Source organism: Nocardioides daphniae (assembly GCF_004777465.1).
GTDB classification, from domain to species: domain Bacteria; phylum Actinomycetota; class Actinomycetes; order Propionibacteriales; family Nocardioidaceae; genus Nocardioides; species Nocardioides daphniae.
This window is the reverse complement of sequence record NZ_CP038462.1, coordinates 3,225,215-3,237,647: the sequence shown is the minus strand read 5'-3', so window position 1 is coordinate 3,237,647 and position 12,433 is coordinate 3,225,215. Positions and strand designations below refer to the sequence as shown.

At 72.1% G+C, this 12,433-nt stretch carries 11 protein-coding genes and 1 riboswitch; of the genes, 8 read left to right on the top strand and 3 right to left on the bottom strand.

The genetic code is table 11. The features are described from left to right. The first annotated feature begins 72 nt into the window (after positions 1 to 72). The gene (locus E2C04_RS17875) at positions 73 to 240 is read left to right on the top strand and encodes a hypothetical protein (RefSeq protein WP_158630725.1); all 168 of its coding nucleotides are present in this window, start codon (positions 73 to 75) and stop codon (positions 238 to 240) included. A gap of 39 nt (positions 241 to 279) precedes the next feature. Here the strand turns inward: E2C04_RS17875 and E2C04_RS15925 are convergent, their stop codons facing one another. The 3 genes from E2C04_RS15925 to E2C04_RS15915 form a co-directional block, all read right to left on the bottom strand. Next, the gene (locus E2C04_RS15925; protein WP_135833345.1) at positions 280 to 1,065 is read right to left on the bottom strand and encodes a hypothetical protein; all 786 of its coding nucleotides are present in this window, start codon (positions 1,063 to 1,065) and stop codon (positions 280 to 282) included. 94 nt (positions 1,066 to 1,159) lie between these two features. Further along, the gene (locus E2C04_RS15920) at positions 1,160 to 2,584 is read right to left on the bottom strand and encodes a WS/DGAT domain-containing protein (protein WP_135833344.1); all 1,425 of its coding nucleotides are present in this window, start codon (positions 2,582 to 2,584) and stop codon (positions 1,160 to 1,162) included. Next, positions 2,581 to 3,573 carry an alpha/beta hydrolase fold domain-containing protein gene (locus E2C04_RS15915; protein ID WP_158630724.1) on the bottom strand — a complete coding sequence of 331 codons (993 nt, stop codon included), beginning with the start codon at positions 3,571 to 3,573 and terminating at the stop codon, positions 2,581 to 2,583. Before E2C04_RS15915 ends, E2C04_RS15920 begins: the two co-directional genes overlap by 4 nt. Before the next feature lie 97 nt (positions 3,574 to 3,670). Beyond that, a riboswitch (TPP riboswitch) is annotated at positions 3,671 to 3,781 on the top strand. Between E2C04_RS15915 and E2C04_RS15910 the strand changes: the two genes are divergently transcribed. The 7 genes from E2C04_RS15910 to E2C04_RS15880 all read left to right on the top strand — a co-directional run bounded on the left by E2C04_RS15910 (position 3,774) and on the right by E2C04_RS15880 (position 12,431). Next, the gene (locus tag E2C04_RS15910) at positions 3,774 to 4,853 is read left to right on the top strand and encodes a thiamine ABC transporter substrate-binding protein (RefSeq protein WP_135833342.1); all 1,080 of its coding nucleotides are present in this window, start codon (positions 3,774 to 3,776) and stop codon (positions 4,851 to 4,853) included. Its footprint overlaps the riboswitch before it by 8 nt. Continuing rightward, positions 4,853 to 6,490 carry an ABC transporter permease gene (locus E2C04_RS15905; RefSeq protein ID WP_135833341.1) on the top strand — a complete coding sequence of 546 codons (1,638 nt, stop codon included), beginning with the start codon at positions 4,853 to 4,855 and terminating at the stop codon, positions 6,488 to 6,490. The genes E2C04_RS15910 and E2C04_RS15905 overlap by 1 nt, the downstream gene beginning before the upstream one ends. A 13-nt stretch (positions 6,491 to 6,503) precedes the next feature. Further along, positions 6,504 to 7,526, top strand: coding sequence for an ABC transporter ATP-binding protein (locus E2C04_RS15900; RefSeq protein ID WP_135833340.1), 1,023 nt, complete (start codon positions 6,504 to 6,506; stop codon positions 7,524 to 7,526). A 76-nt stretch (positions 7,527 to 7,602) separates the two neighbouring features. Further along, on the top strand, positions 7,603 to 8,679 hold the full coding sequence (locus E2C04_RS15895; protein ID WP_229721420.1) for a phosphatase PAP2 family protein: 1,077 nt from the start codon (positions 7,603 to 7,605) through the stop codon (positions 8,677 to 8,679). Between the two features lie 331 nt (positions 8,680 to 9,010). Next, positions 9,011 to 10,324, top strand: coding sequence for a C40 family peptidase (locus E2C04_RS15890; RefSeq protein WP_135833338.1), 1,314 nt, complete (start codon positions 9,011 to 9,013; stop codon positions 10,322 to 10,324). Positions 10,325 to 10,438: 114 nt separating this feature from the next. Next, positions 10,439 to 11,773: a TrkH family potassium uptake protein gene (locus E2C04_RS15885; protein ID WP_229721421.1), complete on the top strand. Its 1,335-nt coding sequence runs from the start codon at positions 10,439 to 10,441 to the stop codon at positions 11,771 to 11,773. Then, entirely contained in the window at positions 11,766 to 12,431 is a 666-nt protein-coding gene (locus E2C04_RS15880) for a potassium channel family protein (protein WP_135833337.1), read from the top strand. Before E2C04_RS15885 ends, E2C04_RS15880 begins: the two co-directional genes overlap by 8 nt. Positions 12,432 to 12,433: the final 2 nt, after the last annotated feature.

Genomic DNA, 12,433 nt, shown 5'->3' with positions numbered 1-12,433 from the left:
CCCTGTGCCTCGCCGAAGATGAGAATTGAACCAACCTGACCCACGTCGCCGATCCGGCGAGAGGAGACTCCTGTGCTGTTCACCCATCGCTGCACCACCTGCGACCGCACCCAGCTGATCTTCCCGAGCCAGGCCCACGGCGTGCGCAGCACCGACGACGGCGCCGTGGAGCTGACCTTCACCTGCTGGTGCGGCGCCGAGCAGGGTCACCGGATGGCGGGGCTCACCGCCTCCGCCTGACCGCTCTCCTCGCGGCCGCGCCCTCCGACGCAGCCGCCCTCAGCGTGGCTGCTCGTCGGCGCCCCACGACTCGGTGCCCGGGTGCGTCACGCCCCGCTGGTCACCCATCTCCTGCACGGTCCGCTCCAACTCGTCGACGTCCATCCGGGCCAGCTCCTCCGGCGCGACGGGCCAGTTCTCCAGGTGCGGGTCGGCGAGCAGGTACTGCACCAGCAGCCCCTGGCCGCGACGGTCGTGGTGGTGCACCGGCTCGGGCACCATCCGCCCTTCGGCGGCGTCCCAGAAGGCGTCGACCCGGCGGGCGACTGCGCGGGCGACCTTGCCCGGGACGCCCTGCTGCGGGATGTAGGGGTGCGGGCGAGTGGGGGCGTGGAGCTCGGCCTGGTGGAGTTCCAGCAGCAGGTCGGAGTCGCCCTCGCCGCGGTGCACGTCGAGGTCGTGGGCGAGCGCCTCCTCCAGCGGGACGAGCGCGGTGAACTCCTCCTCGACCGCGTCCCACACCGTCGCCCACGGCTTGTGCACGGCATACGCGGAGCCGTAGAGCTTCGCCTTCACCTGCGCCAGCGCCATCGCCAGCTGCCGTGTCCGGGCCAGGTACTCCTTGGCGCGCTCGGCGCCGTCGGGGAGCCGTTTGCGCGCGGCCGGCACCAGGACCATGACGGTCGCAGCCAGGTGTCGGCTTGCGGTGGCCAGGAAGGTGTCGACCGGTGGGTACTGGTCGCGCGGGCGGTCCGGGTCGGTGCTCGGCCGGGCGACGCGCGCTCGGGCGAGCCGCTCCTCGAGGAGCTGGTGGGTGGCGCGGGCGTCGATCAGGAGGGTGTCCATCGAGCTCACCTCCGGGGGACGAAGGATCACCTCCCTCCAGTGTGCGCCTGCCGTCAGGGCTTCACAAGGACGACCGCGTCGGCGATCGCTCGCCTCACCAGGAGCGGTACTCCTCCTCGATCAGCTCCGCGATCCGGTCCGGGTCGGGCACCAGCCCGGTGTCGGCGGCGATCCCGACCGTGACCGCCCCGGCATAGCTGAAGAGGCAGACGCCCAGGGGCTGGTGGCCCGAGCTGGGCACCCACCCCAGCACGTGGGTGACCCTCATCCCGGCCAGCCGCACGGGTCGGCGCGGCCCGGGCACGTTGGTCAGCACGCCGACCGCCTTGTCGGCGAGCAGGTTGGTGACCCGGTGGGCCACGAGGCGGGGCGACTCGGCCACCGCCCACTGCACCCCGAAGGTGACCACGGGCTCGAGGCTGTTCTTGATGCGCTCCATCCGCTGCCGCACCGCTGCGACTGCCTGCCGCGGGGTGCGTGACCCCAACGGCATCGGCAGGAAGACCAGCGAGAAGTGGTTGCCCAGCTCCTCGGGCAGGCTCTCGTCGAAGGGTCGCAGCGTGACCGGCACCATCCACGCCACCTCGTCGACCAGGGCGTCCTTCTCGGCCAGGTAGCGGGTCAGCGCCTGCGCCACGAGCGCGACCAGGACGTCGTTGACCGTGCCGCCGTGCTCCCGGCCCAGCGCCCTGACGTGGGCGAGGTCGAGGTCGGTCACCCAGGCCACCGACTTCTCCACGCCCGGTCGGCCGGTCCACGCCGTGCGCGGGGTGCGGCTCGCGGTGAGCACGCGCCCCAGCTCGGCCACCGTGTTGACGGTCTGGTTGTCGGTCGACGAGAGGCCCTGCACCAGGTCGATGAGGCGGTGGGGGTGGCGCACCAGGCCCAGACCTTGGGGAAGCAGGCGCGGGCTCAACGAGGTGGCGAGCCGCAGCGGCGCCCGGGTGGAGCCCAGGGCGAGGTCGGCCAGGTCGGCGGTGGCGCGGCGTACGACGGCGGCGGCGCTGCCCAGCAGCCCCGCGGTGCGCGGGGGCCGGCCCACGGGCAGCGGCACCGTGCCGCCCGCCTCCGTCTCGCACAGGCTGAACATCAGCTGCACCAGCCGGACGCCGTCGGTCACGGCGTGGTGGACGCGGCAGAAGAGGGCGGCCCCGCGGCCCTCGATGCCGGTGACCAGGTCGGCGCTCCACAACGGGCGCCCGGGGGTGAAGGGCTCGGCGAAGCGCTCCCCGATCCACGTACGCAGTGCCGCGTCGTCGCCGTCGAGCCGCACGAGCCGCACGTGGTCGGCGACGTCGAAGTCGTCGGCGTCCTCCCAGAACCACTCGCCGTCGCGCTCGGAGGCCCGTCGCCGCAGGACCGGGTGGCGATCGACCAGCCGCTCCTGCAGCAGCGCCCGCAGCGTGTCGAGGTCGGGCTCCGCCTCCAACCACATGAGGCAGCGCACGTGCAGCAGGTTGTCGAGGCGGTCCATGTGCAGCCAGGTCTGGTCGGCGGCACGGATCGGGGTCGACGTCACCCGGCCAACATAGGGCGTCCGCCGGTGCCCGCGCGCCCGCTCAGGCGAGGAAGTCCAGCACCTGGCGCATCGCGCGCCGCCCCTCGGGGATCAGCGGGAAGAGGCTGTAGACGTGCAGCAGGTCGTGCTCCTCGACGGAGGTGAGCTCCCCCGGCCTCCTCCGCCCGGCGCACCAGCATCCGGCAGGCCGCGGCGAGGGTGTCGCGGGTGCCGTGCAGCATCAGCGCCGGCGGCAGGTCGCTGAGGTCGCCCAGCGCGGGGGAGACCTCCGGCCGGTCGAGGTCGTCGGGCGAGCCTGCCCACCACTCGGCGTAGAGCCGAATCTTCGAGAGGAAGAGCCACGGGTCGCGCGCGGAGAACTCCTCGGTGCCCGGCGCGGTGCTCGTCAGGTCGGCCCACGGCGCGTGCAGCACCAGCGAGCCCGCCACCGCGCCGGAGCCGTGACGACGTAGGCGGTCACGCATGGTCTGCGCGAGCGCCAGCACCAGCCCGCCGCCGGCCGAGTCGCCCATCAGGGTCAGCGGCCGCTCGCCGGCGCAGTCGGCGTGCTCGGCCCACGCGACGGCCAGGTCGACCAGGTCCTCGTGGGAGTCGCGCCAGGTGTGGGTGGGCGCGAGCGGATAGTCCGGCAGCACGATCCGCGCCCCGAGCCGTCGGGCCAGGATCGAGACGTAGCGCACGTGGAAGGCGTCGATCGGCTTCACGTAGCCGCCGCCGTGGCCGTAGAGGACGGTGCGGGTGACGTCGGCGCCACGCGGCGTGAGGACGTACGTCGGAAAGCCTGCGCTGTGGTCGACCTCGACGTCGAAGCGCCGGGAGAAGCCCGGCACCAGCCGCGTCGGCAGGCCCCCGACGAGCGTCTGCTGCCAGGCCAGGATGCGGCCGCGCTCGAGGTCGGCGTCGTCGAGGTCGCGGGCCCGGCGCACCCGGGGCAGCACGGTGGCGACCACCTGGTGCAGCAGGCTCGGCGAGACGACGGGGGAGTCCACGCCTCCGAACCTAGGCGAGGGCCGGTGACGACGGGGCGGTTCAGGTGCAGCCTCCGGGACTCCTCGTGCTGCGTGGAGGGGGCAGGCGTAGGGTGTCGGCGTCAGACAGGGGAGCACGTGGACCAGCGTGCTGAGAGTGCGGACCAGCCGCAGACCCTACGAACCTGCTCCGGTTAGCACCGGCGAAGGGAGTCAGAAAGATGTCCATGCCTGCCCGTACGCGGACGGTGGCGGTCGCCGCCCTGCTCGGCCTCACCGCCCTCAGCGGCTGCAGCCTGGTGGGAGGTGACTCCTCGGACGCCGACCGCGCCGACCAGGTCGTGCTGGTCACCCACGAGTCGTTCACCCTGCCCGACGAGCTGATCGCCTCCTTCGAGGAGGAGTCCGGCCAGGAGCTCGTCGTGCGTGCCTCCAACGACGCCGGCGCCCTGGCCACCAAGCTCGCCCTCTCGGCCGACAACCCGTCGGGCGACGTCGCCTTCGGGATCGACAACACCTTCGCCTCCCGCGTCGTCGACGCCGGCGTCTTCGCGCCCTACACCGCCGAGCTGCCGGTCAGCGCTGAGCGCTACGCCCTGGCCGACGGTGGCGACCTGCTGGCGCCGGTCGACCAGTCGAGCGTCTGCCTCAACGTCGACACGGCCTGGTTCGCGGAGCGGGAGCTCGGGGCGCCGGCCACCTTCGAGGACCTCACGAAGCCGGCGTACAAGGACCTCACCGCCGTCTCGAGCGCATCGACCTCCTCGCCCGGCATGGCCTTCCTGCTGGCCACCCGCGCCGCCTTCGGCCAGCGCTGGGACGACTACTGGACCGACCTGCTCGACAACGGCCTGAAGATCGTCGACGGCTGGACCGAGGCCTACTACGGCGAGTTCACCGCCGGCGGCGAGAAGGGCACGCGACCTGTCGTGCTGTCGTACGACTCCTCGCCCGCCTTCACCGTGAAGGACGGGAAGACCACGACCGCCGCGTTGCTCGACACCTGCTTCCGCCAGGTCGAGTACGCCGGCGTGCTGAAGGGTGCGAAGAACCCCGAGGGCGCCCAGGAGCTCGTCGAGTTCCTGCTGAGCCCGCTGGTGCAGCGCGAGCTGCCGGACTCGATGTACGTCCGCCCGGTCAGCGGCGAGGCCGACCTGCCCGACGACTGGGCCGCCTTCGCGCCCGAGCCGCAGAAGGTCTGGGAGGTCGAGCCGGCCGAGATCGCCGCGAAGCGCGAGAAGTGGCTGGCTGGAGGAGTGGACCGACGTCGTCACCCGCTGACCGAGCGTCCCCCGGGCTGATGGTGCTGCGCCGACTGGTGGGCCTGACCGCGTTGGCGGCCGGGCCCCTGGTCGTGCTCACCCTCTTCTTCCTGCTGCCCGTCGCCGGCATGGTCGGGCGCGGATTCGTCGTCGACGGCTCCTTCGACCCGGTCGGCGTGCTGGAGGTGCTGGGCCGCCCGCGGGTCGCCCGCGTGCTCGGCTTCACCCTGGCCTCGGCCACCGCCGGCACCGTCCTGTCGCTGCTGCTGGGGCTGCCGTCGGCCTACGTCCTCTCCCGCCTCGACCTGCCCGCGCGCCGGGTGGTGCGGGCGGTGCTGCTGGTGCCCTTCGTGCTGCCGACGATCGTGGTCGGCGTCGCCTTCCGTGACGTGCTCGGCGAGGGCGGCCCGCTCGGTTTCCTCGGCTGGGAGCAGGGGCCGGTCGCGGTCGTGCTGGGCCTGGCCTTCTTCAACGCCGCGGTGGTGATCCGGACCGTCGGCGCGGCCTGGGAGTCGCTCGACCCGCGCCCCGGCGAGGCGGCCGCGGCGCTGGGCGCGAGCCCCTTCCAGGTGCTGACCACGGTCACCTGGCCGGCGCTGCGCGGCTCGGTGGTGAGCGCGGCCTCGGTCGTCTTCCTCTTCTGCGCGACCTCCTTCGGCGTCGTGCTGACCCTGGGCGGGGTGCGCTGGGCGACGGTGGAGACCGAGATTTACCTGCTCACCACCTCCCTCTTCGACCTCCGCGCAGCCGCCGCCCTCTCGGTGCTGCAGCTGGTCGTGGTCATCGCCCTGCTGGTGCTCACCGCCCGCTTCCGCGCCCCCGCGGCGCCGGTGGCACGGCGTACGTCCGCCCCGCGCCGGGTGCGGCTGACGGATGCGCCCGCCCTCGCGGTGACCGCGCTGACGCTGGCCTTCGTTGCCCTGCCGATCGTCACGCTGGTGCAGGGCTCGCTGCGGGTCGACGGCGCGTGGAGCCTCGACAACTACCGCGCCCTGACCGGCCGGGGCAGCGACCGGGCGCTGCTCGTGCCGGTGACCGAGGCGTTGGCCTCGTCGCTGCGCACCGCGGTCGACGCGACCTGGATGGCGCTGAGCCTGGGGCTGCTGCTCGCCGTCGTGGTGACCCGGCGCTCGCACTCGGCCGCCGAGAGGCGCGTACGCAGCGGGCTCGACGCCGTCTTCATGCTCCCGCTCGGCGTCTCCGCGGTGACCTTGGGGTTCGGCCTCCTGGTCACCCTCGACTCCGGCCCGCTCGACCTGCGCGACTCCCCGCTGCTGGTGCCGATCGCCCAGGCGCTGGTCGCGCTGCCGCTGGTGGTCCGGACCCTGGTCCCGGTGCTCGGCGGCATCGACGACCGGCAGCGCCAGGCGGCGGCCTCGCTGGGCGCCGGTGCCTGGCGCACCTGGTTGACCGTCGAGGTGCCGGTGGTCTGGAAGCCGCTGCTGGCGGCCAGCGGCTTCGCCTTCGCGGCGTCACTGGGGGAGTTCGGCGCGACCAGCTTCCTGGCGCGCGACGAGGCGCCGACGCTGCCGATCGTGATCTTCCGTCTGCTGGGCCACCCCGGTGAGATGAACTACGGCATGGCCCTGGCGGCCTCGGTGGTGCTCGCGGCGACCACCTCGCTGGTCATGCTGGCCGTCGAGCAGCTGCGGGTCCCGAGCCTGGGGTCCGTGTGAGCGAGAGGAACCCATGACAGGCACGACGACGAGCACGACTGAGGCGCTGCGGCTCGAGCACGTCGACGTCACGTACGCCGGCGTCCCCGCCGTGCGAGACGTGTCGCTCGCCGTGGCTCCCGGCGAGGTGCTGGCCGTGCTCGGTCCGTCGGGCTGCGGCAAGTCGACCCTGCTGCGGGCGCTGGCCGGGCTCGAGCCGCTCAGTGGCGGCCGGGTCCTCTTCGACGGGGTCGACCTGGCGGGCACCCCGACCCACCGCCGGGGCTTCGCGCTGATGTTCCAGGACGGCCAGCTCTTCGGCCACCTGTCGGTGGCGGGCAACGTCGGCTACCCGCTCAAGCTGCGCCGGACGCCGCGCGCCGAGGCGAGGGCCCGGGTGGAGGAGCTGCTCGCCCTGGTCGGCCTGGCCGGCTACGGCGACCGGTCGCCGGCCACGTTGTCGGGCGGCGAGCGCCAGCGGGTCGCGCTCGCCCGGGCGCTGGCCGTCGAGCCCCGGCTGCTGCTGCTCGACGAGCCGCTGTCGGCGCTCGACGCGACCCTGCGCGAGAGCCTGGCTGGCGACCTGCGCGAGATCCTGCGGGCTGCCGGCACCACCGCGGTGATGGTCACCCACGACCACGACGAGGCCTTCGCGGTCGCCGACTCGATGGCGGTGATGTTCGACGGCCGGGTCGTCCAGCACGGGCCGATCGCCGACCTGTGGGCCCACCCGGCGACGCCGCAGACCGCCACCTTCCTCGGCTACGCGGGCGTGCGCGCCGGTGAGCCGGCCGAGGTGCTCTGCCGCGCCGCCGGTGTGGAGCAGGCCCGCTGGGTCGCGCTGCGCCGCTCGGCGCTGCACGTCGACGACGCAGGCGTGCTGGCCGGCCGGGTGCTGGCGGTGACCTCCACGCCAGAGCAGCTGCGGCTGCGGGTGGAGGTCGACGAGGTCGGGACCGTCGACGCCGTGGCGCCGCTCGGCCGACCGCTGGCGGTGGGCGCGAGCGTACGACTGTCGGTGGACGCGACCCGGATGGCCACCGCGCCACCGACCTGACCTCGACGTGACCCGCGTCGCTGGTGCCTGCCGCCGCCCGGCAGTGACCGGGGCGACTGACCATCCGATGGATACGATGGCGCGCGTGTATCGCCGTGCCTACGTCGTCCTGATCGGGACGACCGCCCTCATGGGCATCATCGCCCTCGTCATGTCCGTGGCGCTGGACCGCAAGTTCGTCGACCCCGAGGGCTTCCTCGGTCCGAGCTGGTTGCGGCTTCCGCTCCTGGTGCTGGCGGCGCTGCTGGCGGACATGCTCCCGCAGTACTTCTGGGTCGGTCGGGGTCGCCCGTCGACCGGCTGGGCGGCGGTGAAGAACCGGTGGCGCCTGCACTGGACCAAGGCCCGGTGGATCCTGGTCGTGCTGGGCATCGCGTGCTTCTACGTGACCTACGTCAGCTACCGCAACATCAAGTCGTACCTGCCCTTCGTGATGGGCGAGACGAAGTACGACCGTGAGCTGCACGTGCTCGACCGGGCGATGTTCTTCGGCAACGAGCCGGCCACCGTGCTGCACAACCTGCTCGGCACCGGCTTCAGCGCCCACTTCCTCTCGACCATCTACGTCGGCTTCCTGCCGCTGGTCGCGATCATGGTCGCGGTGTACGTCGTGTGGTCGCGCAACCTGCGCTTCGGCTACTGGTTCGTCACCTCGCAGGTGCTGATCTGGACCCTCGGCACGGCGATGTACTACTGCCTGCCGAGCCTCGGCCCCGGCTTCCGCTACCACTGGCTCTTCACCGACCTGCCCAACACGGGCACCAGCGACCTGATGGACTCGCTCTTCTACGGGCGCAAGACCGTGCTGCACGACGGTGACCCGCGGAAGGTGCAGTCGGTGGCCGCCTTCGCCAGCCTGCACACCGGCGTGACGCTGCTGTGGGCCCTGATGATCCAGTACACGCTGCGTAACCGCGTCGTGAAGGCGTTGGCGTGGAGCAACTTCGGAGTCACGATCATCGCCACCCTCTACTTCGGCTGGCACTACGTCGCCGACGACATCGCCGGCATCGCCATCGCCCTGGTCTCTTTCGCCGTCGGCGGCTGGGCCGCGGGCCAGAAGTTCTCCAAGAAGGCGCTGCGCGAGGCGCTTGACGAGGTCTCCGACGTGGAGCCGTCAGAGCCCGAGCCGGTGCCGGCCAGCAAGACCTGACCTTGGCTGGCCCGATGCCGCAGAACGCCCCGACCCTTCGCGGGTCGGGGCGTTCTGCGTTGCTGCGCCGGGGAGACGAATGACAGCGGTGTAGTTCGAAATGACAACGTTGTAAGTAGTCAAGCCGACACGCCGATCTTTTCCACTTTTTCTGGGGAAAGTGTTTCCAATGTGACGAATGAGCACTAGCGTTGCGGCTGTGCCTCGGACGGTGGGGAAGCCGCCCGAGGTGCTGCTGTGACCGGCTGACGGTGCGTGCGGCGGAGCGACCCTCCGCCGCCCCCGTCGCCGGGCCAGCCGCCGATCCGTGACCTCCCGGAAGGGGAACCCAGTGCGCCTGCGCCACACGCTCGCAGCCGGTCTCACCCTCGCGCTGGTCTCCGGACTCACCGCCGTCGCCCACGCCGACGACACCCCGTCGCAGAACGAGGTCGAGGCAGCTGAGTCGGCCGCCCGCGCCAAGGCCCGCGACGTCGCCGTCGTGAAGGCCGACCTGGCGCTCGCCAACGCGCGCCTCGAGAGCTCCGCCGTCGCCGCCGCCCAGGCCGCCGAGGCCTACAACGGCGCCCTGTGGCAGCTGGAGGAGGCGAAGGCCGCGGCCAAGGAGGCCCGCCGCGCCGCCGACGACGCCGCGGGAGACGTACGACGTCAGCAGCGCGAGTACGGCGACGCGCTGGTCCGCTCGTACCAGTCCTCGCCCGAGATCGCCGGCGTCGCCGCCGTGCTGGAATCCGACGGCGTCCAGTCCTTCATCGAGCAGCGCGTCACCATGGACAACGCGGTCGACGCCCTCGAGGGTCGCTACGACCGCTTCCGGGCCTCCGCCACCGTCGCCGAGCTCTCCTCCGTCCGGGCCGAGACCGCCGAGGACGAGGCGTCCGCGCTCGAGGAGGAGTCGCGCGAGCTGCGCGACGCCGCCGCCGGCGCCGCGTCCGCCGCGATCGCCGAGGCCGAGCAGATCGCGGCCCGCAAGACCGAGCTGATCAACGAGCTCGCCGAGCTCGAGGGGATCAGCGTCGAGCTCGCCACCCGCCGCCAGCAGGCGCTGGAGGAGAAGGCGGCCGAGGAGGCCGAGCGGGCCCGACGCCAGGAGCAGGAGCGCCAGCCCGACCCGGCGCCCGCCCGCAGCCGGCGCCCGACCCCCAGCCCGAGCCCCAGCCGAAGCCGAAGCCGGACCCCAGCGACGAGCCGAAGCCCGAGCCCGCACCGGAGCCTGACCCGAAGCCGGAGCCGAAGCCTGACCCCAAGCCTGCGCCTGCCCCCGCTCCGCCCCGACCCCGCGAAGGGCGCCTCCGCAGCCGTCAACTTCGCCGCCGCCCAGCTCGGCGAGCCCTACGTCTGGGGCGCCGCAGGTCCGAACGCCTGGGACTGCTCCGGCCTGACGATGAAGGCCTGGGCCGCCGGCGGCAAGTCGCTGCCGCACTGGTCGGTCGGCCAGTACCGGGCCACCACCCCGATCAAGGCGAGCAGCCTGCGCAAGGGCGACCTGGTCTTCTGGTCCAACACGAGCGACCCGAGCACGATCTTCCACGTCGCGCTGTACGCCGGCGACGGCCAGATCATCCACGCTCCGCGCACCGGTCGCCCGGTCGTCAAGGAGTCCATGTACTACTGGCGCAGCCCCAACTTCTTCACCCGTCCCTGAGCCGGGTCCTCCCGCGGGTCGGGCGCCGAGGGCTCTACTGTGGCTCGTCAGCACTCGGCGAGTCGAAAGCGCGTGGTCGTGTTCAACATGCACGGACTGTCAGGGCACAGGCCCTTGTCGTTCCGGGTGGTGCGGCACCCGGCGCAGGCCGTCGTGCTGGGCTTCGCCGGCGCCGTCGCGGTGGGAACCGTGCTGCTGATGCTGCCCGTCTCGCGCACGGGTGAGGGTGGTGCGGCGTTCGTCCCCGCCTTGTTCACGGCCACCAGCGCCGTGTGTGTCACGGGGCTCACGGTCGTGGACACCCCGACGTACTGGTCGGGGTTCGGCGAGGCCGTCATCCTCGCGCTGATCCAGGTCGGCGGTTTCGGAATCATGACGCTGGCGTCCCTCCTCGGGCTGCTCGTCTCGCGTCGCATGGGGCTGCGCACCCGGCTCACCGCAGCAGCCGAGACCAAGGCTGTCGGGTTGGGCGACGTCCGGGCGGTGGTGAAGGGGGTCGTCAAGGTGAGTCTGCTGTTCGAGGCGGTGACCGCCGTGTGCCTCACGATCCGCTTCCGGTTCGCCTACGACGAGTCACTGGCGACAGCCGCCTACCACGGGGTGTTCCACGCCGTCTCGGCCTTCAACAACGCTGGCTTCGCGCTCTACTCCGACAACTTGATGGGCTTCGTGGGCGACCCGTGGATCTGCCTGCCCATCGCCGTCGCGGTCATCGCGGGCGGGTTGGGGTTCCCCGTCCTCCTGGAGCTCCGCAGGCAGCTGCACGCACCGCGCCGGTGGAGCCTGCACACCAAGATGACGGTCACCATGACGGCGGTCCTCCTCGCTGGTGGTGCCGTCTTCGTGACCGTCAGCGAGTGGCGCAATCCTGCGACCCTGGGCGCGCTCGACACCCCCGGGCGCCTCCTCGCCGGGTTCTTCCAGGCGGTGATGCCACGCACCGCGGGATTCAACTCCCTCGACTACGGCCAGATGCACGAGGGCACGCTCCTGGGCACCAACGTGTTGATGTTCATCGGAGGCGGCTCCGCAGGAACGGCCGGAGGGATCAAGGTCACCACGTTCCTGGTGCTCCTCTACGTGGTGCTGGCGGAGGTGAGGGGAGAGCGGAGCGTCGAGGCCTTCGACCGACGCATCGACGACCGTGTCGCCCGCCAGGCCCTCTCCGTGGTGCTGCTCTCCATCGCCGCCGTGATGAGCGCGACGCTCGTCCTCCTGGTGCTGACCGACCTCTCGACCGACAAGGTGCTGTTCGAGGCGGTCAGCGCCTTTGCGACCGTCGGTCTGTCCACCGGCATCACGGCCGACCTGCCGACGTCGGGCCACCTCGTCCTGACCGCGCTGATGTTCCTCGGCAGACTGGGTCCGATCACCTTGGTCTCGGCGCTCGCGCTGCACGAGCGGCAACGTCTCTACGAACTACCAGAAGGGCGGCCGATCATTGGCTAGGTCAACGCGCACCGACGGAGTCGTCGTCATCGGGCTGGGCCGCTTCGGGAAGTCCCTGGCCCTCGAGCTGGTGAAGGAGGGCACCGAGGTCCTCGGCATCGACAGCGACCGGAAGATCGTCCAGTCGCTTGCCGGGCGCCTCACCCACGTCGTCGAGGCCGACTCGACGAACGAGGAGGCCATGCGTCAGCTCTCCGTGCACGAGTTCGACCGGGCCGTCATCGGCGTGGGCAACGACCTCGAGGCAAGCCTGGTCTCCGCGTCCGTCGTGATGAACCTGGGCGTGCCCAACGTGTGGGCCAAGGCGATCAGCCTCGCCCACGCCCGCATCCTCACCCAGATCGGCGTCCACCACGTGGTGCGTCCCGAGCACGACATGGGCAAGCGCGTCGCCCACCTCGTGCGCGGGCGGATGCTGGACTACATCGAGTTCGACGACGGATACGCCATCGTCAAGACCACCCCACCGCGGTGCGTCCTCGGGGTCACCCTGGCCCAGTCCGGGGTGCGTACGCGGTACGGCGTCACGATCGTGGGGGTCAAGCGAGGCGGCCGCGACTTCACGCACGCCACGGAGACGACCGTGGTCGAGGCCGGGGACATCATCATCGTCTCGGGCCCCCAGGAGAAGGTGGAACGCTTCAGCGAGCTCGCCTGAGT